Consider the following 23,882-nt stretch of genomic DNA (forward strand, 5'->3'; position numbering starts at 1 on the left):
CCGTCGCTTTATTTTTTATCCAGGCAATTAATTTCTAAAAATGTGTCATTCGGATACATTTCTTTTAAGCATATTTGTTATTCTCTCAAAAACTGTTGCGGCTGTCAACCGCTATTTACCTGACTTCTAAGCGGTTAGAAAACAAAATTGATCTTAAATATTTATGCGAGTTACAGCGTAATATTATTTAGCTTTTGAGCAATCTTACTCAATGCCTCGCTATGACGCCGCCATGCTGTTGTCCTATTTACTCCCAGACGTAAACATATCGGCTTCCACGGTACTCCCCTTGCCCTAAGCCAAACTAATTTACGCTCATCTACTTCTATCCATAACACCCACTGCAATACCTGATCCAAGCGATCAATCGCATCAGGTAGCGGGGCGCCCAATTTAAATGGGAGTTTATCCTGCTGCAGAATTTCCATTTCACTACGGATAACCTCAGGCCATACACTAAAATACCCCGGTACTTTTACAGAAGGTAACCGCCTTAATGTTAATACAGCTTCTTCAAAACGCTCTGCTACCCTTTCTTTTGTCCATCGGGTCATATCAGTTCTTCCATTTGTTAATTGTAAAGTATAGTAATGCCAGCGCATCTGCTTCATTGTGATCTCTCGTATTATGGCCAAGCTTTCTAATTGCTTCTATCACTTCCTCTTTAGATGCATTGCCTTTACCGGTGATAAATTTCTTAATAGTTCCGACTCCTACACCGGAATAAGGTATTTGCTTATACTCACACCAGGCAGTTAGTTGTGCTAAAAATCCTCCGTAAATGTGAGCTGCATCAGTTCCTAAATGTCTTCTGACTTCTTCAAAATAAAGCATGCCAATCCCACTCACGGTTTTATTCATCTCCTCAAGCCATTGCTGAAAACGTAAAAAGCACATGCCTCTACCTTCAAAACGTCCGGGCTTAAAACTCATTACTCCGCTAACAATTGAGCTATCTAAATGCTTAATTGCCCAACCCGTTGTTGTTCCTAAGTCTAGTGCTAATATATTCATTTTTTTCTCCTATTATGTTTTTGTGTTTTGGCTCCCAACATCTCCTCTATATGAGAGTACTTTATAAGTACTCTCTCTTATAGAGAGGGGGAAAACTAAACTTAAAATCTAGCTTAAACCCTATTAAAATATGACTCTCCTGAAGTTTTCAAAATTAGAGTTATAAACTTAAAAATCACAAACTTGAAAAAGTTACTAAATACCTTGGTTTCTCTTGGCTTGGGTAAGTTTTCGGTTAAGATTTTGTTACTTGAAAACTTCAATAACTTAAAAATCTTATAGATAAGAATTTGCTCTAAATAATGCGTACATCTTTTACTTCTCGTTTTCATTTTAATGAACTACCCACACTGTTTGATTTTCAACTGGAAGAATGGCTCCGGTATTGGAACATTTATAATGGCTAGGAAGAACACTTATTCTTTTTTCACTAAAGTACATATCTTCAACACAAAGAAAACCATATTTTGATTTGCTTTTTGCATAGCCTAGGTGACTAAGATCTTTACAGAACTTAATATACCCTTTAGTAGCAAGAACAGATATACGTTCAATAATAGTACCTTTCCCTCCAAGCCCGGCTTTGTTCTCAAATTTCTCAGCAAATTGATTGCTCGTGTAAAGGTGACCTTTATGAGCTTCTTCAGTAATCAGCTGGAGGATTATATCTTGTTTACGATCACGTTCTAGATCTAACTTTTTACCATATGCTTGGCAAATTACTCTCTCATTATTTTGCTCTAACTCAACCCATTTATTTTCCAGTTTATCCACTATTTTCTTAGGTAAATTTAATCCATTACGTAGCTCAAAATAAAGATGACGCTCGGATTTAGTTTCATCAGGCTTAAATAACAGCATACCACTGCTATAAAAACTACGTAAACTTCCTGCACCACTTAAAGCCTGAAACGGATCTTCTTCAAATTGTTTTTTACCAATCTTACGTGTATGGTGCACAAGTATAATCCCACAATTTGGATTGCATGCAGCACGTAACTTTTCTATCCTTTGAGTTAAGAAAAACAGCATTGCATTGTTATCATTTTCTCCTCCGTTATTAGATCCTCCGTCAAATAGGTTACGAATCGGATCAATAGCAATTATATCCACCCCTTTAGAAAAGGATTTGTGTATCGCTTTAGTAAGCTCAAGTACTCCTTCATCGTTCAATAACATATGTAGCTGTGGTGTTATCATCAGATTTTGTGAGGCAAGCTCAATTTGTTCTTTATTAATCATATCCAATGATTTTACTCGCTCTCTTAAATAATGATATTGCACCTCAAGCTGACAATAAAATATCTTAAGCGGTTTAGGTGGTTTAAGCCCTAAAAAAGGCTCGCCAATTGCCATATGAGTAAACCACGATAATAAAAAATCACTTTTACCGACTTTAGATGCTCCCCCGAATACTAATAATCCTCCCTGAGTAAGTACACGCGGAGAGATTAAGTCTTCCGGCATCGGACTAGCGTCCTGTAACAGAGCCCCAAAACTATAAGCAGGTATTTTTTGTTTTAGCTTAATAGATTGAGCTTCCCTTAAAAACTCAGCAACATCAAATCCTTCAAACACGGCATCGGCAGCATCCCACTTAATCGGCTTATCCGATGGAGGTGTTAAAACCTTAACTGAACTTGCACCTATATTTAATATAGCTTTGGCTGCTTCTTGAGCATAAGCTAATCCGGGTTCATCATTATCAGGCCAAACTATAACCTGCTTTCCTATTAGAGGTGACCAATCGGTTTTATTAATTGGAGCTTGGGCACCGTTCATTGCAGTTGTAGCACAAATACCTTGCCTGATTAAAGCCTCAGCACACTTCTCCCCTTCAACTAATATTATCCATTCGTTTTCTTTAATTCCGGGCTGGTTATAAAGAGGACGGGGATCGGGAGCTCTCATACAGCTTGTTTTTATATCCCAAGGTCTATATTGCTTCTTGCCATCCTTTAAATCATAGCGATATACGCATGCAATCAGTTTACCCTCACTATTCAAGTAATCCCATTTAGCTGTATAAGCCCCAAGATCATTTAATTTAGAAGATTTAATTTTAGTAAAACTTGAACAATACCCAAGCCAATTATCGACTGCATCAAGAAGATCTCCAAATTTACCATTCTTACTTAAAACAGCCGCCCATAAGCCAAATACATCACCTCCTTCACCCGTGGCAAAATCATGCCATATTCCTTTCTTAGTTCCTCTTAGTTCTACTACCAAGCTTTTACCCTTATTTCCGTTTATATCACCGATATAAAACTTATGACCTCTAATATGTCCGCTTGGTAGCAATCTAAGCAGATAAGATGAAAGATTATTCAGTAAATCACTTCTTAATTTTTCTTTACGCTCTCTCTTATCTCTTATTTGTTCTTGAGCATGGTTAAAATTAAACCAAACAATATTTTCAGTCATAGTTTCTCCTCCCAACACTTATCCTGACAACTGCATAGTTTACAAATATGATATTGCGGGTTAGCTGCAATACGGGGGAGTAGCTCCCCTGCATCACAAGCGCGTAGTATATTTACCGCCTTGTCGCTCATTTTTTGTGCCACCTCTACATCAAACGGGATAAGCTCATGGTAAAGTTCGGCAGTATCCTTATTGATTGCGGTAAACAAGGCAGGATTGTGTGAAATACCGGGAATGGAGCTTTCCATATAGGCCTGGTAAAGCGCAATTTGAGCAGCATAAATAGGCTTTGAAATTGCTACTCCTCGCTTTACCGTATCATTCCAGGATTTATTGTTTAGTGACTTACATTCCCATATCGCAGGGTATGATAATCCGAGTTCTTTAGGAGCATCTTTTATTATTCCGTCTATATGACCTTTAATCTTTCCTTCTGCTACTTCAAATCCGAATTGCTTGCCCGTATCATCAACTGTCGCAAGCTCAAAACCTGAATTTTTCATCCAGTCTATGATTAACGCTTCAAACAAATGACCGATAGCAAAGATACGAAGAGTTCTAGCACTAATCTTACTACATCCTTCTAAAAACTCATATTGTAATGCTCGGCTGCATTCTGCTCCTAACCTTGAAGCTCCTAAGTAACTGCGCTTTGGTTGTCGTATACTCATTAAATACTTATCAATAAATGTATTAATATGAGCAGACTTTTGTTGGTTGATCTCTAACATTTCCTACCATCCTCTTTCAGTTCGGTTGCCGGAAATATTATTCATATAAGATGCATAGTCTTTATGATCAGGAGTGATTGCTAAACGTATTTCATTTTTAGATTCTCCGCTCTTATCCTTGCTTACTTCAATTTGAGCTAAAAACTCTATACCGTCTAAATCACTTAATCCTTTAATGTGGCGTTTAGCTTGCGTATAGGGAGACATATCCTGAGGGTGCAGGTTATATGCAGAATTAAGCATAGCTTTTATAAAAGCTCTTCCCCTATTTGCCCAAGCTGTTCCTTTAGAAGTATAAAGCCCGATTAATCCCCATACTTTACGGTGTACATATTCACCTTCCAATATTATATATTCACAATTAAGATATACTGATCCCGTAACATCATTTTGTGTGGCATAACCTCCAGTCCAACCTTGTTCCAAATCGTCATAACCGCCGGGACGTATTATCATCTTTACTTTAGCTATAGTATTTGCAGGTATAAGGTTAAAAGTACCTTGCTCTTCAGCAGAGTTAAAATCATTCCATGTCATTATTTGTTCTCCTTATTTTCTATTTAATTAATTGGTTCAAGGTGGATAAGCGGTAAACGGTTACCAGTTTTTATCTTTTTCATTAACTTCTCTAAATGCGGCTCTTCCAGTAAATCCAGTCTTCCTGACCTATCTTTCGCCGGATAATGAAAAGGGTTAAGAGTATGGTTAACAAAGGCTCGAGAAAGATTACCGTCTTCATTTCTAATTTCAGCCATAGTAATTACCTGATCTACAATACCGGGCAGCTCCAGACCTACCTTTGAACCTTCAATTTGAGGAGCAAATACCTTGCGGTTAAATTCATCCGACCTTTCATCAAGTATACCTACAAACCATATGTTTTTATCTCTGGTATGCTGTAAGTGCGTAAGCCAGGATATCATTTCCTGTCCGTGTAATCCGTAAGCTCCGCGTATATCTGGTTTACCGGTGCGTTCACTAAATGCCTGAGGTTGGCCTTTACACCATTGCAGGCAAAGTCTTCCTGCAACCGTTATGCTATCTATAAAGATAGTTTCATATTTATTTAAAACCTCCGAGTTACCGAACTTCTTACATACCGCTTCATAATGAGCATTACTATAAGGCTGATCTTCCCTTAATGCCGGGTTAGCCCCTCCTATAAATACTGCAAAATCACGACAATCCTGCCAGGTTTGCGGGCGTATAGTATCCCCTCTCCAATTCTCAATTGCAAGATCCCCCGCTTCCAGATCCATAAATAACGTGCTTTCTGTCGGAAGGGTGAGCAGTAGAGAAGTTTTACCTATACCGGCTTTACCGAAAATAACTCCTTTTACTCCCCTTTGTTCTTTAAGCCTTTGATCAGCTGAGATAATGTTTTTCATATATTACCTCTCTTTTCTGTATCACTTAACTTGTAGCTCGGCTTTCCGGTTCTTATAGTGCGTGCACTTTCAAATAATGCTTTTACTTCAGGCGGCCAGGATTGATATTTTACTTCAGGGATAAAATACTCACAGTCTAAATATTCACTAACTTCCTTTCCTTCTGACATTAGTTTTAAAGCAATCCCGAAAAGCTCGTTCTGATCCCACTCTACTTTTTTAGGTAGTTCACATGTTATACTTATACCTTCATCATCCAATCTAATGGTACCGGTATCTTTACCCGTCCTCAAACGTTTAGCTCTTGCTTTCTCCTCATAACGCAAGCTTAGTGCTCCTTGCAACCAATCTCTAATAGTTTTTGCTTTTACTAATTGCATGCTCGCTTCTTCTATAAGTTTTAACAGTTGCTTAGGAGGAAGTTTTGCTACCTCTCCAATCGGCATACTCGCTATTTGTTTTAAGGTAATCATATACTACCCCTGCTCTTTATTTGCTTAGCAGATATGAAAGCTTCAGATGTACTGCTTAGTATGTGATCATTTTCATATTGTTTTACGTCCTCAAGCTTATAACGCACCAATCCTCCAATCTTTACGAAACATGGTCCTGTACCGAGCCACCTCCAACGCTCTAATGTTCTTGGTGATATACTCCAGCGCTTAGATACTTCTATCTGGTTTAAAAACTGCTTGTCGGTCATTTTGAATCCTCATTAATCAGTTAGCATGACAAAGAGGATAATCGCATATGGGCGGTGTGAAACTCGGTGTGACAGATGTGTGATTTTCGGTGTGAAATGCAGTTTCTTATAAAAAAATTTCATAAGAAGGAAAATCTTGATAGAGGACAACCTATTTTTTAGTATTATTTTTTACTTATTCTTAAAAAAGAGTAAGGATAGCGGTGTGAGAATCGGTGTGAATAAGCGGTTTATTTAGAAAAATGCTATTTTATTCGATTATTAATATTCAAGCCAGTAATTTCCTTTACCGTCGTATTTAATAACTTCTCCCCATGCCGGGTGATATTTTCCCTGCTTTCTAAATATTCCTTTCAAATCATTTTGCATAGAGTTCGATAATGCGGTAATTTCATGCTTATGCATAGGACAACCGCTCTTATCCAATATCTCAAGTATTGATGCCTGTTGATTTGAGAATCTATAAGCTTTATCGTTTAAGTTAAGATTTCTATATCCGTTACTAAATCCATGTTGTGTAATATTATTCCCCATCTTTTCTGCTAAAAATGAGATATTTAAGCTAAACTTTTCATGGCTGAAAACCATTGCATCCTGAATTGTAACAAGCCTGTTTTTTGTAGGTAAAGTGATATAAGATGGTAAGTTAAGATCAAGCGTAAGTACTAATGCAGGTCTTTTACTATGTCTTTCTAACAGATAATTTGACAGTGTTTCATATACAGCTTTTTGTCTTAAGCGGCTTGCCAGGATAACCGGCACTTTTATATGCTTTAGCCATGCCTCACCCAGTACCCATATATGCTCATCTATTTGTTTTGCATCAGAGTAAGTTATCCCTATACTACTTTTTATCAGCTTTATAACCCACTTCATACTTACTTGGTATACAGTTATTTCCTGAGACGAAACAGCAACCCATCCTGAAGTATAGGAAAAGTATTTGAATTCTCTATCATGCCTTACGATTTCAACTAACCTCCCTTCATGATCACATATGTTTTCTACATATTTACAATGTACTGCAGGTACTAAAGCCCCAAGCTCTAATAGTTCTTTGCCTTCTAAGTAAAAATGCTCAATAAAATTTTGTGCGGTAATTGCAGGGATTGGAGAAGACATTATTTGATTCAATAAGCAAATTGCTTTAGTGCTAATGCTTGTTACCATCAACCTCCTCAAGTAAACCCCAACGTAAAAAGTACTTATCTCCTATTAACCGTTCTTTCTCAGTTTTACTTTTTAAATCACATCCGTTAGGCCAGGTAATCTTTATTGGTAATGTTATTCCTCTTGGGTTTACCTTATCAGGGAAGAAGTGAACTAATAATTTTACCTTATTTAATAAAATACCCCGTCCTAACGGATCATTTATATCAAACCATTTGTTTAAATTTTCATATATATTGCAATCTGATCTTGAGCTAACCTCAAATGTTAATTTGCTGCTGTTGTCATATGTTTTAAGCTCTAGCATAGTTACTTTAACCGACTCTATTCCATCTTCAGGATCAGTCGGAAAGTCATAAAAACTTCTTAGTTTGTTTATATTATATCGCTTGAGTGGAATACGTTCACAACCGATTAAGCTTTGCAGCAAAGAGATTGAAAATAACTTAGCCAGCTCTTCTCTATATTCACGCCCTTTAGCAATCACTTCAATCCAGCCGGTTGCAGGTTCATAGATCAATACCATCTCATATACGGGACGCATTAATCTCGGTACAACCTCTTCTCCATCAAAAGCAAGGTAGTTATCAGGTAATCCTTCACGGTATAACATTACCTGAACAACTTCGGAGTTATTATCAGCATTGTTACGGGTATACCTAAATAGCTCTATCTTAATATTGCCTCCTATATTAAAATAGCTAAGAACCCCTTGTTTAAAAGCTTCTATTTGCTCTGTCTCAGTTTTAACTTCCAGGTTTTTTGAGCCTAAAAACCCATCCCACAATCTACCTAACCTATGATGATCAGTGTAACGGATATCTTCAGCACAGCAGAATGATGTATATTCATTAAGCAGAAACCATAGAGCTCGGTCATAACCGTTACCAAGTGCCTGATAAGTTTTCTTGTCGTTAACTACCGATAGTAGAGCTGCTTGCCCTACTTCATCCGTCATCTCATGTATACGTTCAGCATCGGCGTGTAGTAATGCAAGGTCGTTCTCCTCCATTTGCTTTGCTGCTTCTATCACTAAATACATGATACCTGCTTGGGAAGAATCCCAATTTATGTTTTTAGAGAGGAAAGGAAATCTACAATTAAAGTAATTTTGAAGTGATTGCTTAGGAAGGTTACGGGCAAATCTAATAATAACTTCAGGTAAGCAGTATAAATTATAAGACATGCTGAGTAACATCCTTATTTATTAATAAAACATTAAAACTATTTTAAATATTAACTAATATCTTAAATATCAGGTTTAATACAATGCTTAATAAATTTGCAATAGTTATTTTGTTAAATTACTTGTATGTGTGCTATGGTGCTGCTGTGATATTAAAATATATTAAATTTATATTGCTATAGAAGTAATCAAACATAAATAAAGCATATATATAAAAAAAGACTGTTCTTATTGATTTAAAAAACAGTCTTTATTTTTTTAATAATACTTTTAGTCACAAAAGGTGAATCTAAGCCTAGCATTTATTAAACCTAAGCACCTACCCTCCCCACCGGCAAGACATTTGTAGCAATCCCCTTAAGACCCTCTAACTACTGATTGCTGGGTTCCTTGATCATTAGCTGGATTTATAAAGTCTTTACTAAGTCTAGGTTTTTTAGCTATAGAACTCACCCATCTTCCTTCTACGCTTCCCTGAGAATTTGCTGAGGGCTTATCAGGTGATGAGTCAGCTGAACCTCTTTCAGCTATAATATTGCTAGAATTTTCTATATTTACTTCTCCTTCAGGCTCATATCCATTTTCCTCAACTATACCTTGAGTTTCTGTAGAACCAATTACACGTTTCTTAGATCCAACTGTAATTATGCTTCGAAACTTATTATCCCTTTCAATTTCAACTTCCCTTTCAGCAGCTTCAAATTCTTTTATTTTTTCGGGATATAGTTTTCTGTATAGTTCTCTCGCAGAATAACTCCTTGTAACTACTTCCTCACCATCTACAATATCTTTTAATTCAAAAGTACGCATATCAGGATCAGCACCAAATTCAAGCAAGCATTTATAAATCTTCACTTCACCTGTTCTGGCAGCTAAATGTAAAACTGTACTACCTTCTTCTGCTCTTCTTGCATGAATATTAGCACCACGTCCCATAAGTAAAGGGATTAGTTCAAGACAATGCATAGTTAAAATAGAGTTATGTAACGGAGTCTCCCCTTCTTTATCAGTTAAATTGACATCAGCCCCCCTTGCTAGAAGCAACTTTGCTATTTCCATATACCCATTACGGGCAGCTACATGTAAAGCAGTAGTACCAAAGTAATCTTGGGAATTGACATCTAATTTTTCATGTTTCAGTAGGAACTCAACCATCTTAGCATCTTTACGAGTAACTGCATAATAAAGGAGTCCCATTTCACTCCCATCATCATCTTTCTCATTTATATTTCCCCCCTTTTTTAAGAAAGATTTAATATATTCTATTCCTTCTTCACCATAAGCCTCTAGCATTTTTTGACTTTCTTTCATTTTATACCTTTTTTATCTTTTACAAAACATTATAATTCACTATCTTAAATAAATCAATAATTTATACATTTAACGTTCAGTATATAAAAATAAAAATTATATTGCAAAACTACTTTTTATTATCCAATAGATCTACCGTCGTCTTTTTGCTTCCCTTTATCCATTCTAGATCGTCTAATTTGAGCAACGTGACCTTCTTTATTCTTTGCATGGTTGGCTGGTCTACCTATTCTATCTGTTTTCTCATCATTAAATTCTTCACTTTCTTCATTTCTACCCTTTCTTTTCTTATTTCCTATAGGCTTATCTTTTTCTTTTTCTTTTTCTTTTTCTTTTTCTTTTTCTTTTTCTTTTTCTTTTTCACTTTCTTCCGGTATAGCCCTAATATAGCTTGAAGAGCTAACACTTTCTTCTGTTTTTGTCTACCTCAGGTACTTCTCTTAGTATCTCAGGCGCCTCTACCTCTTTAAACCTATACGCAGGTGTGGCGATCTTTCATGTACTTGTATTCTACCGTCAACTCTTCTCTCTCCCTTCATTGCAAATGCTTTGCTTAGGCTATCTACTTCCATTTTTGCCAGAAATTTTCGTCTAATATTCCTTCTAAATCCTTCTTCTAATATGTTATTATTATAATCAATAAAATCCGGGATAGTAGCAGGAAAAATTTGTCTATGTATACCCCTTATGCTTATAAGCTCCTCTATTGCACTAAACCCCATCTCTCCGGCTGCTTCATTTATAGCTTCAATCATCTTTTCACATTTTAAGCAACATCGCTTTGATACCCCTATATAAATTGACTCTTCAGTACCTCCTCTTCTTCCTATTCTTTTCTTTTCCATAAGATGTTGAATGATTTTTAATTCTGCATGCACATTCTGCTTTCCTTCAATAAAGGTATATCTATTTTCAGCTAATGTTCTTACAAAGCCTGTTGTAAACGCTCTTTCATCACTAGGGTTTGAATAAGCAAGTATTATTGAGTTTGTTACTTTTTCTAAAGCAGCAGTAAATTGCTCGTAATACTTACCTTTATTTCTAAATCTAGTGCAGTATTGCCTTTTTATATCTTTTATTCTTTGATTAATAGTTTCTCTCCACTCATAATAATCAGGCTTTTCTCTATCACTATACTGCAATTCCGAACTTACGCTTATATAAGTAAGCAATCTCTTAATATCTTTTATCAGCTCTGATTCAATATTATTATTAGTAGCAAGCAATAATGTTCTTCCGTCAAAATAAGCCGCACCACACGGGTTAGTTCCTTCTATTAGAGCCCCTATTGAATCCAGCCTTCTACTTTTCGGAGGAATATCATTTATATCTCTTTCTCTGCCATGCATATTTATACACTTCTCATTTCGGTTTGGTACTTTCTAAGACAAGATAGCTAAAGAGATAAGTTATAGTAACTCTATTTTCTTTTAACCATATAAGAAAGAAAGCTGCTTTTAAACACATTATAAAGCAAAAAGTTTAATTATGGAAGGGATTTTAGTTAACATACTTTATTAGTTTAAATTAATTTAGAATTATTATTAAAATATTATTAATACCTCGTTAAGTTAACTAAGAATTTAGATACCACCTATATTTATTACTTATATATATGTAGTAAGAATAAATATACCTCTCAAGTAGTATTTTTATTTTAAAAGTTTCCAATCTATTGGTAGTAAATTCTTGCGTTTTTCTCTATAACTCGCTCCCTCTTTAGTACACAGTTAGTACACGAAACAAAAAGTAGGAAAAAAATTATAAATGTTGCAATCAATTAAACTATAAAATACAATAGCTTAACTTGTCATTCTTAATGACTTAAAATAATTATTAATCCGATTCGTAATCAGTAGGTCGGAGGTTCAAATCCTCTCTTCGGCACCAGGTAATATGCGGCTTACAGCTGTTTTTAGAGTGCTTTACTTTAAAATACTTACTGCTTTCTGTGCTCTCATACTCTTGCTCTAACCTATTGTATTTGCTAATATATAACTTTATTTATTAAAAGTAAGGCTATAAGTTTATAGTATAAAACATACCCATATTAATCTTTATATTGCTTTATGGATAATAATTAAAACAAAACCAAGCATTATTTAATTTCTTTCTATGCATAATAAAGTGCTACACTTATCATGCTCTGTATTAAATAAATAATTACTAAATGCTAAAGTGATTCTACACTTAAATAATATTATTTCAGCGTCTCCTAAGCTACAAATATAGTTGTTATGTGTTAATGATAGAAAACCGCTTCATTAATTATACAATTTAGCAAACAGTAAATCCCATCAATTTTCTAAATTTTTACATTACCTTAAGATTTACTATTTTTCTGTCTGCTCTTTTTTTATCATCTCTATTATTTTATAAGCATCAATCATGCCATGATCTTCTGGTTTGAATTCTTCAGGAAATACTGTAGCATTTCCTAAAATACCATATGGAAAATCTGATATACGAAAGGCACAAATATCTTCATTCATCCGTCTCATACAAAACTCTTCTATTTCTATGTCTGCCACTAAGTCTCTTGGAAACTGGAACTCATTCGAATTATACCAAGCCCCTTTCAATCTCGCCTTATCTAAGTCATAAGTATTATACAAATTAGCACCTATTAATATAGCCCCCCTAAGATCCGCCCCCATTAAAACAGAAGAGTGCATATTTGTACTTTGCAAGTTTGCATAGCTAAGATCAGAGCTTATTAAGCTTGCCTGATAAAAACTTGAGTATTCGAAATTACAACGATTCAAACCAGCCTTATGTAGTGAGGCATTATCAAAATTTGAATGTGCAAAATCAATATATGAAAATTTTACTTCATCTAACCATGACTTCGAAAAATTGGATCGAATAAAATCCCTTTCAAAGAGCCGGCCATATTTATATTTATTAGGTTTGGTATAATATGTATCATCATTAACATCAATTAAGATTAATTTATTAAGCATCATTCCGCTGAGCTCAGCTTTTTTACTCACAATTAAATCCTGCAATTCACTAATAACTTCAAGATCATAAGTATCCTTAGAAGGCAATAAAGAATAGAGTAATGTAATAGGCTTATCAATTGAAGGAGGATAAGGGATTAAAGTACGTTGCAAGCTAGATATCTTCTTAAAATATCTCTTCCAATTTTCAGTATCAGCTTGAAAAGAAATAATATTTAAACGATTCTCAAGTCTATTGATTTTATGTTCGTAACGCACATAAGCAATACCAAACAACCCTATATAAATACTTAGAAACCACAGAAGAAAAGTACTTGGCGACCTTGCATTATTAATAGAGGGATGGAATTTTTCTACAATAAATCTAATACATAATTTATCATAAAGAAAATAAAGAAATTTATATGCATTCCTTTTTAAAAAATCTTTATCCACTAATTACCATTATAAGAAAGGCCATTATAAGAAAGTGTATTTGCTACTTATATAGATAATATCATTATCTTTGCAATATTTATTTCACTCTAATTATTAATATGCAATCTATAAACTTTAACCATAATAGAAGCAACCCTAACAATTGCTTTTTATCATCACCATTAATAGCGATAAAAAAAAGAAAAGGATGAATGGAGAGGAATCTGAACCTACGATAACACAAAACTTATGCCTGTGTTTTTAAGAATAATACAAATTACTAGCTTATCTCCTAGGATTAGTTTTATTAAACTTACCTCTTATTCATAAACCCTAAAATTTTTACCTGAAATAAATTTTAACCGTAGTCAATAACAAAACGCCGAACAAGATTGGGATTTATTATTTACAAATTTCTTATATTCGCCATAATATATGAGGCAGGTATTTTATATAAGCATGGTATTATCTTCTCAATATCTTGTTGAAAAGTTTTCTTTGCTCGCATAGTTTCATATGAAAATTATAAACATAGGAGATAACATTCTGAAACGCTGACGTCGGAACCAATTAATAATATATTTTCTACACTTACGTTATTAGCTTTTCTCTATAACCCTCCCCCTCTTTAGTACACAGTTAGTACACGTGGCATAATGCTACTATTATCAATTATCTTGTAATAGCAGTAAGCATTTGAATTTTAAATAAAAAACTATTTATTGAAACCCGGGTAAATCTAACAACTTATTAAACTACGGATCTAAAGGCTAGGGGTTCGACTCCTCTCGGGCGCACCAGGCAATACCTAGGTTACAATATTTATTTTATATTTACTAACTCTTTATTTTCTGCATTTCATATAAAGGTATTTCATAAAATAAAAATTATTAACTTTGATTACAAGCGCTTTACAGAGACCTGTTTCAAGCATTTAATATCTTAAACCCGTTAAATTTCTACTGTATTAGCACTCAAACTGTATGCACTTCGTTCAAGCAATAGCTTTGCAGTATAATATAGTAGCTCAAGTTTATTTAACCACCCCTCCCTCTCAGAACACATTACTATTTTATTAGTAACAAATTTTATTATAGTAAATCAACCTGTAATAGGGATGGAGAAGAACAGTAATATAGTATGATATAAGTCAGTTAAATTTAATATGTTATTTTTTATCCATCGCTTCATATTAGCCCAAAACTTTTCTATCGGGTTAAGATCAGGAGAGTAAGGAGGCAGGAATATAATCCTACACCCTACTGATTCAATTAGTACTTGAGTCTTTTTCGACTTATGGAATGATGCATTATCGTAAGTGCTCCCATTTATTTGGAATGAACTTACCTCTGAGTTGAGGAGAAATAAGGTTTGTTTTTAAGGAATCCAGACAAAGAAGTTCTCTACCTGTATTTCTTTCTTTATACCTGGTTACATGTCTGTTACAGATATTTTTTTTCTTATAACTCTTGAAGGCTGCCGGTGTCAATATTAAACTTAGATTTACTGAGGTTATCTATAACTGCCGGCTCGTTCAAGTAGGGACAATGCGCTCCTTGGAGGGTTTGTGCCTTGTAACTATGTGTCTTATATATTATTTATATCACTCCTTTTTAATGTTAAGTAAACTTGAGCAGGAGTTTTATATCCTAAGGCCTGATGAGGCCTTTTGTGGTTATAGAACTCAATATATTGGGCAATACTTTGGGTTGCCTCAGCTATACTATCATATGACTTTAAATATACCTCCTCATATTTTATGCTGCGCCAAAATCTTTCAATCCATACATTGTCCAGCCAAGCACCTTTTGAGTCCATGCTGATTAATATCTGATATTCTTGCATTTTCTCAACCCATTTCTTACTGGTAAACTGACATCCTTGATCTGAATTGATAATAGTAGGAACAGCTAATACAATAGCCATATTAAAAGCCTCTAAACAACTTTCTGTTTCAAGGTAGGGACTTAAACACCACCCTATTATCATGCGTGATACTATATCTATTAGTGCTACTAAATAGATAAAGCCTCCTTGCATTTTTATATAGGTAATATCAATACTCCAAGCATCATTAGGTTTAACGGGCTTATATTCTGTAAGTAGGTATGGATACACCACATCCTCCTGTCTGCGCTTTGATAAATTACGTTTAGGATAGATAGCCTGTATTTCCAATATACGCATTATCCTTAATACACGCTTGCGGTTCGTTTCATATCCGGCATGACTTAGTAATACCGTAATCCTCCTGTAGCCCATAAATGGATAACGGTTATGTAAATCTTTAATTTCATTCATCAAAGTAACATCATCCGATAACACTTTAGGTTTATAATATAAGCTTGATAAATTGACTCCCAATAATTTTGCCTTGCAACGTTTACTTAGCTTGCTACCTTTAGATGTATTTACTATTTGTTGTCGCTTCGCCAGGCTTATTTGCCTAGCACTTTCGACAAAAAATCGTTCTCTACCTTTAATCTCCCTATAGTAGCATGTAATGCTTCTATCTCTTTGTTTGGATCTTGAGTTGTGCAAGCGTTCTTAAATACTTCAGAACCATGTTCTAATAAGGCGGCTTTCCATTTGTATATTTGGCTGGATACTACCGCATATTCTTGGCAAAGCTGGCTTATCGTCTTATCTCCTTTCAAGGCTGCTAGCGCTACCTTAAATTTATATGCTGCTGTATGGGGTTTCTTCTTTATATTTGATTTAGTCATAAATTACCTTCTATATTTAAGTTTAATTTACACCCTAAATCCTCCTCTCTCAACTGTTCCAGTTTTTGGGGAGCACTTCTCATATAAGTTTGCAGGATATTGTATACATTGATGAAAGCGGTATAGATAAAAATATTAGTAAGGAGAGAGGTTGGAGCAAGAAAGGAAAAATATTATGGCAAAAGTGTACCAATTTTCCCTAAAGAATTAGAAGAATCATTAATTGAATCAGTCAACAAAACGCAACCGGACGTATTAGATACAGGTGCAGGGATTGGCATGACCGTATGGAGGGAATTGCTTTCCGGAGCAAATGTGGTGGCAGCTGATATTGCTTATAAGGAGATGAGCGCAAGATTAGCATTTGAAACATATGTAAGCAATAAAGTGCCGCAGGATGTTTTGCAAAACAGATTAACCGTTCTAGACGATGATATCTTCTCACTAAATAAAATTGACGGTTTATATCAAGAAGCGTTTGACATAGTTAACATCCAAAATATAATACATTTTTACTGCTCTAAAGATATAAAGCTAATGATTGATGGCATTTATAACTTACTTAAACCAAATGGCATTGCTGTTGTGACAGCAAATTCCTTGTATTTACGCAAGATGTACATGGATGAAAAATGCGCTGAAATATACAAGAAAGCTACTGAAGCAAACAATGCTTTTCCAGGCTATATCAAAGTGTCTATGCAATCAGCGATGGAGAAACATATATACTTCAATTCAACCAAAAATTGCCATAAAATAGAAGACATGCAAGACGATAATTTGTGTTCGTTCAAGCAAGAACTTTTTGCGAAAGACGGTAATGCATACTTAACAGAAGTATGGAACGACTTCGATATTCAGAGTCTATCCCAGCTTTTTGCTAACGATAGGTTTGATATCATAAGCGCATCGTATTACAGCCTTACTCTTGGTCCCGACAGGATAGAAGGCCCGGAACAATCCTTCTCTGTATCTATATCCGCAAGAAAAAAAGAAACAGCAGAACACTGCCTTATTAATCACGATGATCAATACTATATGGATTGGTATGAATAATATTACAAACAACGGAAAAATATATGAAATAAGGTGAGATGCTGAGTATACTAGTTGGTGTGTTATCTGATATGCCAACTTTGCTTCAAAATAAAAGCGATTGGAAAAGTTTAAATATTAATGACGAATTTCCCAATGTAGACCGAATATGGAGACAGATAGGAAACATTCGAGTAAACCTCCATAGGATACATGTAAGCAAAGAAAAACCTTTATTCCATTCTCATCCTTGGCCTAGTGCTATGGCGATATTGAAAGGGGAATATGAGACTGCAATAGGGTACGGCAAAGAAAAGCCGCCGATAATATATAGCGGGATTTTCACAACAGAAACTATGTATGAAATGCCGGATAAAAATACTTGGCATTATGTCATGCCACTTAAGGAGCCATGCTATACTGTTATGGTTACCGGCTTGCCCTGGGATATGGTCCCCAAGTAATCGCACTCTCGTGCCATTGACTGATGATACCTTCGATGAAGTGTACTCTTTTTTTCAACAATGTTTTTATAAAAATAGATAATAGCCAAGGTATTATATGATGTTTTCCCGAAAAAGTAGAGAAGAAGAAAAGGAACTCTGATACTTGGGTAGCAACAGTAAGATATCCTGTTAAATTAACGGAGACTTCAGGTACGGCAAGTAATTTATTTGCTCAAAAGTTTCAAACCGATGGTACTTTAGTCGGAAGTAAAATACAAATTACTAATATTACCGGGAATGGTGTTAATGAGCAGTTTGATAGTCAAGGATTGAATGATGGAGGATTTGCTTTCTTCTGGAGCCAAATAAGTCCATTAGGTGTTGCGCTAGGCAGTGAATATGCCGATGATGGAAGCTGTATAGATATTAATATCCCGTCGCCATCTCCGAACCTTTCACCTTCCGCGAGCCCTAAGCATAATGGAGGAGGCAATAATGATCTTGGAAGTGCTGACTCTTTATTTGCAAATAACTGGGTAGCTCAAGTTTCAGAATTTTTTGATTTCTAAATTTAAATAGTAACTTATTAAGTTAAAATTATTTGAAATTAAATATTAGACTTTTTTGCATTTTTAAAAAATTAAACCTTTGCAAGAAGTCTAATTAATTTATCATAACTCCCCTTTTTTATTTCTCTTTAATAAATAATTATTTTTTTGATTGCTTTACCGATTTATCGCTCTTACCAGCTGAATATTGAACAACCTAGCCCACGCTTTGGTTACTTGTTGCTGGATGGAAGGAATATTAGTGTTTTTCGCCCACCAAATATTAGAGGAAGCGAGTAATATCTCATGGTCTATTTCCTAGTTAGCTTCTTTTTCTTCTTAAGCTTAGGAAAAGTTAAAATGAATTCAGTATACTTACCTAATTTGGATTTGCACTCGATATATCCGCCCAAATCCTGCATTACCATTTTGCAGAAAGCAAGCCCGATACCCGTTCCGCTTTTACTCTTGGTATAAAACTTATCAAATATATAAGGTATATCTTCTTCTGCTATACCTTTGCCGTCATCCCTGAAGTATAGCTTATTATTCTCTACTCTTATATTTATTTTTACGTTCTTGCCGCCATACTTATATGAATTGTTAAGAAGGTTAAATAACATTTGCTTCATGAAATACATAGACCCGTAAAAATGGAAGTTATCTATGATTATAATCTTTATACCGTCTTGTTTTTGCTTTAAGAGCTCATATTCAGATATTGCCAGATCTATAAACTCATTCATAAACAATTCTTTTTTATCATCAGAAATTACGGAACTCTTCATTGAAGCTAGTAAAGTATCAACGGTGGTAATTCCATGGGAACTTATTTTTTTCAATGTCTTCCCGGCATCTAAAATCATTTCTAATTCAGTTTCTTTAATTTTTAAAAAATAAAAGTCGCCTTGTTTCTGTTTATTATTAGTTGCTTCTTCCAGTAATGAGCCTAAGTGCCCTGCATACATATCCATAGTAGCCAATGGACTTTTTACCTCATGTGCCATAGCGCCACCGAACATATGCATAGTTTCTACTCTTTCTTCCTGCTCCTTCTCACGTTTGCGGAGGAAAAAGAGAGTTGCGAACAAGAAAAATAGATAAATATAGGCTATACGACTAGCCGTTGCAATTCCCTGGAATGATTCGAAATCATCTCCACTTTGTCTAAAAAGAATAAATGCGCATATAACACCTATAGAATAAAATAATATAAACCTTCTAGTATCAACGAATAGGTAAAGTGAGAAAGCTGATAATATGCCGTTAATAACCCAAAATGGATCATTAAACCCAATAAATAGCATATAGCTTGAAACAAAGGGTAAGCAAAAGGTAATCAGGAAATACCAATAATAATGTAGATATTTTTCTATAAACCTTTTACTAGCTATAAATTCTCTAAACAACAATGCCATACAGGCAAAATAACCTATAATTATAAGGTAAGCAAATATTGTATGACCAGGACTTGATGTTATATATAGGCTATATAAAAAATAATAAGAAAGAGTAAAGGTACAAAACTTTCTGATTTCCAGTTTATGCTGATCTGTGCCTTTTAAAACTAGATGTAAAATGCTTTGAAAAAATTTTGAGAAATTCTTTATAAGTTCTAAAAATTTATTTTTGGAGTTAGTAAATATTAGGTCTTTAATATTTAATGACAATTCTGCTCTACCAATTTTGCGATTGATTAGCTGATAATAATGAGTTCCAAAAAACCCAATCAAGCTTCCTAGTATACCAAAGCTCCAGCTCATAATAGCGAATTCACCAACAATCCATCTTCCAAGAAAGGTAAAAAGCATTGCTGCCGTAACACTAATTATAAAGGATTTACTGTTTGTCTTAAAACCTAAAAATCCTGCCATCATTGGCACTGATACTACAGGTCCCCAAAAATTAGCTATTAACCACACTAAGTTTAAAATGTCATTACTTAACCTAATAACAGATAATGAAGAAATAGCTAGAAGTACAGTACTAAGCCGAACAGCAATGAGTTGTACTCTATTAGTTAAATTAGGATAAAGCACCAATAGAAAATCATTAACAAGAATAATGCTCGTTGCATTAATTTCAGCTTCTGCTAAGGACATAATTACTGCAATAAGCCCTGAAACCATAAGACCTTGCATAATAGAAGGCAATAACCCAATAAAAGAAAATAATACTACATCTGAACTCATATTCGGATAATCAGCTTTCATTTTATATGCAATTAAGCAAAGAGCCGCAGCAAATGGCAAAGATATTAATGCAATCATTTTTAAAGCTTGCTTTAACTGTGCAGTATCCTTTGCAATTAAGCATCTTTGAATAAAAGCCGGATAAAACCCCGGTATTAGTGCATATAATACAAAACTAAAAAGTAAGCTAAGGTTGTTAGTAGATAAATCTATTTTTAGATGTGATTCAGGTAGCTTATGAAAAAAGACTTCAAACCCACCGCTTTTAGAAAAGACTAAAATATAAGAGATTGGAATGATAAGGAAGAAAACAATAAATTTAAAAATCTCTGTGTGTATTACTGCTCTTATACCTCCAAGCACAGAATATATAGTAATTATCCCATAACCAATTAATATTCCATATGCCATTTCAATACCAAGGAAATAGCTAAAAACAAAACTTAATGCTAATGCTTGAGAAGCTATAGCTCCTAAACTTCTTATAATTGAAGCCAGAACTATTACCCACCTGCCAGGCATACCATAAAGCTTGAACATTATTTCACTTAATGTAATACATCCCTTAAATAAGTTTATATTATTAATAATAATTCTTATAAGAATTATCCAATATATAGGTGCTAACAATTGTCTGACAACAAAAAGGAAGCCAGACTCGTAAATTTTTCCCACTACTCCTATTGTACTGCCCGCTCCTACCGATGATGCAAATATAGCACACACTAATACAGTTACAGAAACTCCTTTAAATCCTAAAGCAAATTCTTTTAAGGTTTTTATTTGAGCAGATTTATATAGACCAATCACTAAGCAAGTAAAAAGGAAAAATAAGACAATTGATAGATCAATATAACTTAATATTAACATTTAAATTATTTTAATAAGTATTTTAATAAATTATAAGATAAATTTTAAAGATTGGCAAAGGTATTATTGTATACACAACCAATGCCTATTAAGTTAGTTGATTATCTAATTGTATATATAACATTAGAATTATATTGAAAGCATTATATGCTAATAACTAAATTACATATCGCCGCCATTTTGACATAGAAATGCATTCTTGGAATAAAATAAATTATGCACATTTTCAGAATTGGCAAACACATTACTACTATTAATTTTGAAGCTAGAAAATACACAAATAGCTATTGCTGCAGCACCAAAAATAAAAGATTTTTTGAAAATAGACATTATAATAGCCTCAAAGTTATTTATTTAACTTTGAAATAGATTAAAGAATGTTAATTAATTTGACAATAGCTATTTTATTAAGAATTGGATAATAAATAATTACCATTTGCTACATCTTGATAAGAGTGGTTTAGAAGCCTAAGAGCTTGATATACTAAAAATAATTGCAGCCTTATTACTGTGCTAACATGATAATTTTAAAGATAAAAAATATAATATTTTTTAACTTTAAAAATTTTCAACCAAGACATTAAGTAAATATATTAATTATAGCTAAACATAAAGTAAGTATTAATTAACTTTCAGGTCAATGTTTTTATAATATATAAGCTTATTTGTATTCTTATTAAGCGCTCTATTTATACTCCCCCGCTTTAAATTAATGCTTCATATATTTTTTTGTAGTTATAAGATTGCATTTACCGGTGTTGTTGCCCAAATAATTATTAGAATAACACCATAGGTAAATCCCGATATAAAAAATTTTTAATATTTATACGTTAACTTTGCTGAGAAATACCTTGCTTATTGAGTAACTTTTGGATATATTAGGTTATAAAACTTAGTAAATAATACTTATGAAAATTTTGTCATCATTAAAATCTGCTAAAACAAGAGATAAAAATTGTAAGATAGTTAAAAGAAAGGGTAGAGTTCTCGTTATTAATAAAGCAAACCCAAAATTCAAAGCTAAGCAGGCTTAACTTTTAATTACTTATTGAAGATTTCTAAAAAGCTTTTTATTATGAAAAGTCTTTTTTGTTTATTACCTATTAACTTAACAATTAAAATATCATAAAACACTGCTTATAAGTAATTAATAAACAGCTCACTATATATATAGTGAATTAAGTTAAGTTTAATATGACTATATAGCCTATAACTGAAAATCAGATAATAAGAATAGTAAGAAACACTCATCTAGCCGCTATTTATGGTGCGTGCACTTTATAAATGACTATACCATTTGTACGTAAACTTAGTTTATTTTTTTTATTGTTCAACTATGCTCCCTATATGTAGGGCATTTAACTCTTTAAATATTTTTTAAATAAATTTTCAGCTACTCCAGCGGTTTTTTCCAAAATTCATCTTATTTTTTATAAAGCAAGCAGGTTAAAAAGCTTGCATTGTGAGATTTACGACTCAATTTACTATAAGTTTAGGTTTATTGTTTTTAAAATCCCCTGCCCTCTTCGCTTTTATAAGCTGTTCTACCAGCCCAAGTACCGGCTCTTCCTGTAGGGCTTCCGAAGAAAAACTCTTCATTTGAGCTTCTGCTGCTTCTTTTTTTAGTCATCGGGCTCTTTTCATAATCGTTATCTAATTCGACTTCAGATAATTCATTTTTTGAGGCACTAAAAAATTTACTTATTGTTTCACGAGCTTGCTTGATCCCCCACGATTCGGTACTACAGTCAACTTCCGATAATTCTTGAACCTCCGGAGATTCAAAATCATCATTATCTTGCAACAGCTTTTTAATCTTTAAATTTCCTAGCTCAAACGCACTTGCGCCATGCTCATTTTTAGCATGTGGGTCAGCACCATTTTTGATAAGCAATAATATAATATTAGATTGATGCTGTTTTTTACTATCTAAATAATCATCAGATACTGCATAAAATAGTGCAGTTAGTTTATAGCTATCAACTTTATTTATATCAGCACCGTTATTAATTAGTAATTCCGCTATTTCCGAACTTCCTATCCTTACCGCATAAATTAAGGCTGTTCTACCGTTGTTATCACTGATATTTACTTCCGCTCCTTTTTCAAGTAATAACTTAATTACTTCTTCCTCATTGTTTTCCGCAGCATATATTAATGCTGTCTTTCCTTTTAAATCTAGAGAGTTTATTTCAATTTCAGGGCGAGCCAGTAAATGCTTAACCATTTCTTTATCATTTGAGCTTGCAGCCAGCATTAATGCTGTCCATCCGTCATTATCCTTCTTATTAACATCGGCTTTATTTTCGAGTAAAATTTTGACTCCCTTGCTATATCCTATATTCACTGCATACATTAAAGCAGTCCACTTATATCGGTCGGAATTGCGGTCATTTCTCTTGTCAACCTCTGCTCTATTCTCTAAAAGCATCCTTAAAATTTCTTCCGATCTTTTGGAAGCAGCAATCATTAAAGGAGTCTTACCTTCTGCATTTACAACATTTAAATCAGCTCCTTTACTTATAAGAAATTCTAGTAGCTTTAAATCACCTTTTTCAACCGCCACCGAAACTAAGCTATTCCCTTTCCTATCTATGAATTCTTTGAGCTCTGGCTCTTTGCCCAATGCAATTTTTATTTTTTCTAAATTATTTGTTTCTACAAAATTTGTAAAAGTAAAATCTCTAGAATATCTCATATAAAAATGTATTTATCTAATATTATTAAACCGCAATTATAGGATAATAAATTGGAA

The 23,882-nt window shown here is 33.8% G+C and carries 22 protein-coding genes; 4 read left to right on the forward strand and 18 right to left on the reverse strand.

Annotated elements, in window-relative coordinates:
* Window positions 1–170 precede the first annotated feature (170 nt).
* From I862_RS04405 to I862_RS04475, 16 genes are all read right to left on the reverse strand, one after another.
* A complete protein-coding gene (locus tag I862_RS04405) occupies window positions 171–554 on the reverse strand; it encodes a DUF6362 family protein (protein WP_038539334.1) in 384 nt (127 codons plus the stop codon).
* 1 nt (window position 555) lies between these two features.
* Entirely contained in the window at window positions 556–1,014 is a 459-nt protein-coding gene (locus I862_RS04410) for a crossover junction endodeoxyribonuclease RuvC (protein ID WP_038539336.1), read from the reverse strand.
* A 333-nt stretch (window positions 1,015–1,347) separates the two neighbouring features.
* Window positions 1,348–3,441: an AAA family ATPase gene (locus I862_RS04415; RefSeq protein ID WP_199398788.1), complete on the reverse strand. Its 2,094-nt coding sequence runs from the start codon at window positions 3,439–3,441 to the stop codon at window positions 1,348–1,350.
* Window positions 3,438–4,172 (reverse strand): hypothetical protein, encoded by a 735-nt coding sequence (locus I862_RS04420; protein ID WP_038539339.1) that lies wholly within the window; start codon window positions 4,170–4,172, stop codon window positions 3,438–3,440. The genes I862_RS04415 and I862_RS04420 overlap by 4 nt, the downstream gene beginning before the upstream one ends.
* Window positions 4,173–4,175: 3 nt before the next feature.
* Window positions 4,176–4,709, reverse strand: a complete 534-nt coding sequence (locus tag I862_RS04425) for a hypothetical protein (protein ID WP_052646422.1) — start codon at window positions 4,707–4,709, stop codon at window positions 4,176–4,178.
* 23 nt (window positions 4,710–4,732) lie between these two features.
* Window positions 4,733–5,560, reverse strand: coding sequence for an ATP-binding protein (locus tag I862_RS04430; protein ID WP_052646424.1), 828 nt, complete (start codon window positions 5,558–5,560; stop codon window positions 4,733–4,735).
* A complete protein-coding gene (locus I862_RS04435; RefSeq protein ID WP_038539342.1) occupies window positions 5,557–6,033 on the reverse strand; it encodes a hypothetical protein in 477 nt (158 codons plus the stop codon). Before I862_RS04435 ends, I862_RS04430 begins: the two co-directional genes overlap by 4 nt.
* Window positions 6,030–6,263 (reverse strand): helix-turn-helix transcriptional regulator, encoded by a 234-nt coding sequence (locus tag I862_RS04440; protein ID WP_038539345.1) that lies wholly within the window; start codon window positions 6,261–6,263, stop codon window positions 6,030–6,032. The genes I862_RS04435 and I862_RS04440 overlap by 4 nt, the downstream gene beginning before the upstream one ends.
* A 261-nt stretch (window positions 6,264–6,524) precedes the next feature.
* Window positions 6,525–7,433, reverse strand: coding sequence for a hypothetical protein (locus tag I862_RS04445; protein ID WP_038539348.1), 909 nt, complete (start codon window positions 7,431–7,433; stop codon window positions 6,525–6,527).
* A complete protein-coding gene (locus tag I862_RS04450) occupies window positions 7,417–8,619 on the reverse strand; it encodes a hypothetical protein (protein ID WP_052646426.1) in 1,203 nt (400 codons plus the stop codon). Before I862_RS04450 ends, I862_RS04445 begins: the two co-directional genes overlap by 17 nt.
* A 357-nt stretch (window positions 8,620–8,976) precedes the next feature.
* Window positions 8,977–9,930 carry an ankyrin repeat domain-containing protein gene (locus I862_RS07860; protein WP_052646428.1) on the reverse strand — a complete coding sequence of 318 codons (954 nt, stop codon included), beginning with the start codon at window positions 9,928–9,930 and terminating at the stop codon, window positions 8,977–8,979.
* A gap of 458 nt (window positions 9,931–10,388) precedes the next feature.
* Window positions 10,389–11,279 (reverse strand): nucleic acid/nucleotide deaminase domain-containing protein, encoded by an 891-nt coding sequence (locus I862_RS04460; RefSeq protein ID WP_038539352.1) that lies wholly within the window; start codon window positions 11,277–11,279, stop codon window positions 10,389–10,391.
* A 984-nt stretch (window positions 11,280–12,263) separates the two neighbouring features.
* A complete protein-coding gene (locus I862_RS04465) occupies window positions 12,264–13,328 on the reverse strand; it encodes a pentapeptide repeat-containing protein (RefSeq protein ID WP_038539356.1) in 1,065 nt (354 codons plus the stop codon).
* A 1,083-nt stretch (window positions 13,329–14,411) separates the two neighbouring features.
* Window positions 14,412–14,642 carry a transposase gene (locus tag I862_RS08700; protein WP_199398843.1) on the reverse strand — a complete coding sequence of 77 codons (231 nt, stop codon included), beginning with the start codon at window positions 14,640–14,642 and terminating at the stop codon, window positions 14,412–14,414.
* 255 nt (window positions 14,643–14,897) lie between these two features.
* Window positions 14,898–15,851 (reverse strand): IS3 family transposase, encoded by a 954-nt coding sequence (locus I862_RS04470; protein WP_148299465.1) that lies wholly within the window; start codon window positions 15,849–15,851, stop codon window positions 14,898–14,900.
* The gene (locus tag I862_RS04475; RefSeq protein ID WP_038538395.1) at window positions 15,749–16,036 is read right to left on the reverse strand and encodes a transposase; all 288 of its coding nucleotides are present in this window, start codon (window positions 16,034–16,036) and stop codon (window positions 15,749–15,751) included. Before I862_RS04475 ends, I862_RS04470 begins: the two co-directional genes overlap by 103 nt.
* A 222-nt stretch (window positions 16,037–16,258) precedes the next feature.
* On the opposite strand from I862_RS04475, the gene I862_RS04480 reads away from it, so the two are divergent.
* The 3 genes from I862_RS04480 to I862_RS04490 all read left to right on the forward strand — a co-directional run bounded on the left by I862_RS04480 (window position 16,259) and on the right by I862_RS04490 (window position 18,086).
* The gene (locus I862_RS04480; protein WP_267880540.1) at window positions 16,259–17,092 is read left to right on the forward strand and encodes a class I SAM-dependent methyltransferase; all 834 of its coding nucleotides are present in this window, start codon (window positions 16,259–16,261) and stop codon (window positions 17,090–17,092) included.
* Window positions 17,093–17,130: 38 nt separating this feature from the next.
* Window positions 17,131–17,535, forward strand: a complete 405-nt coding sequence (locus tag I862_RS04485) for a hypothetical protein (protein WP_038539363.1) — start codon at window positions 17,131–17,133, stop codon at window positions 17,533–17,535.
* A 311-nt stretch (window positions 17,536–17,846) separates the two neighbouring features.
* Window positions 17,847–18,086, forward strand: a complete 240-nt coding sequence (locus I862_RS04490) for a hypothetical protein (RefSeq protein ID WP_038539365.1) — start codon at window positions 17,847–17,849, stop codon at window positions 18,084–18,086.
* Window positions 18,087–18,376: 290 nt separating this feature from the next.
* Here I862_RS04490 and I862_RS04495 read toward each other — a convergent pair whose 3' ends face one another.
* Window positions 18,377–21,127, reverse strand: coding sequence for a sodium:solute symporter family transporter (locus I862_RS04495; RefSeq protein ID WP_038539368.1), 2,751 nt, complete (start codon window positions 21,125–21,127; stop codon window positions 18,377–18,379).
* A gap of 908 nt (window positions 21,128–22,035) precedes the next feature.
* Here I862_RS04495 and ykgO point away from each other — a divergent pair.
* The gene (gene ykgO, locus I862_RS04500) at window positions 22,036–22,161 is read left to right on the forward strand and encodes a type B 50S ribosomal protein L36 (protein ID WP_038539371.1); all 126 of its coding nucleotides are present in this window, start codon (window positions 22,036–22,038) and stop codon (window positions 22,159–22,161) included.
* A 473-nt stretch (window positions 22,162–22,634) separates the two neighbouring features.
* Here the strand turns inward: ykgO and I862_RS04505 are convergent, their stop codons facing one another.
* A complete protein-coding gene (locus tag I862_RS04505) occupies window positions 22,635–23,825 on the reverse strand; it encodes an ankyrin repeat domain-containing protein (RefSeq protein WP_038539375.1) in 1,191 nt (396 codons plus the stop codon).
* Window positions 23,826–23,882: the final 57 nt, after the last annotated feature.

It is taken from the genome of endosymbiont of Acanthamoeba sp. UWC8 (assembly GCF_000730245.1).
Classification (GTDB): Bacteria; Pseudomonadota; Alphaproteobacteria; order Rickettsiales; family Midichloriaceae; genus Jidaibacter.

Bases quoted from the DNA above. Each gene is read 5' to 3' on its own strand.
- I862_RS04405 (WP_038539334.1), bottom strand. From the start codon at position 554: ATGACCCGATGGACAAAAGAAAGGGTAGCAGAGCGTTTTGAAGAAGCT.
- I862_RS04410 (WP_038539336.1), bottom strand. From the start codon at position 1,014: ATGAATATATTAGCACTAGACTTAGGAACAACAACGGGTTGGGCAATT.
- I862_RS04415 (WP_199398788.1), bottom strand. From the start codon at position 3,441: ATGACTGAAAATATTGTTTGGTTTAATTTTAACCATGCTCAAGAACAA.
- I862_RS04420 (WP_038539339.1), bottom strand. From the start codon at position 4,172: ATGTTAGAGATCAACCAACAAAAGTCTGCTCATATTAATACATTTATT.
- I862_RS04425 (WP_052646422.1), bottom strand. From the start codon at position 4,709: ATGACATGGAATGATTTTAACTCTGCTGAAGAGCAAGGTACTTTTAAC.
- I862_RS04430 (WP_052646424.1), bottom strand. From the start codon at position 5,560: ATGAAAAACATTATCTCAGCTGATCAAAGGCTTAAAGAACAAAGGGGA.
- I862_RS04435 (WP_038539342.1), bottom strand. From the start codon at position 6,033: ATGATTACCTTAAAACAAATAGCGAGTATGCCGATTGGAGAGGTAGCA.
- I862_RS04440 (WP_038539345.1), bottom strand. From the start codon at position 6,263: ATGACCGACAAGCAGTTTTTAAACCAGATAGAAGTATCTAAGCGCTGG.
- I862_RS04445 (WP_038539348.1), bottom strand. From the start codon at position 7,433: ATGGTAACAAGCATTAGCACTAAAGCAATTTGCTTATTGAATCAAATA.
- I862_RS04450 (WP_052646426.1), bottom strand. From the start codon at position 8,619: ATGTCTTATAATTTATACTGCTTACCTGAAGTTATTATTAGATTTGCC.
- I862_RS07860 (WP_052646428.1), bottom strand. From the start codon at position 9,930: ATGAAAGAAAGTCAAAAAATGCTAGAGGCTTATGGTGAAGAAGGAATA.
- I862_RS04460 (WP_038539352.1), bottom strand. From the start codon at position 11,279: ATGCATGGCAGAGAAAGAGATATAAATGATATTCCTCCGAAAAGTAGA.
- I862_RS04475 (WP_038538395.1), bottom strand. From the start codon at position 16,036: ATGACTAAATCAAATATAAAGAAGAAACCCCATACAGCAGCATATAAA.
- I862_RS04485 (WP_038539363.1), top strand. From the start codon at position 17,131: ATGCTGAGTATACTAGTTGGTGTGTTATCTGATATGCCAACTTTGCTT.
- I862_RS04495 (WP_038539368.1), bottom strand. From the start codon at position 21,127: ATGTTAATATTAAGTTATATTGATCTATCAATTGTCTTATTTTTCCTT.
- ykgO (WP_038539371.1), top strand. From the start codon at position 22,036: ATGAAAATTTTGTCATCATTAAAATCTGCTAAAACAAGAGATAAAAAT.
- I862_RS04505 (WP_038539375.1), bottom strand. From the start codon at position 23,825: ATGAGATATTCTAGAGATTTTACTTTTACAAATTTTGTAGAAACAAAT.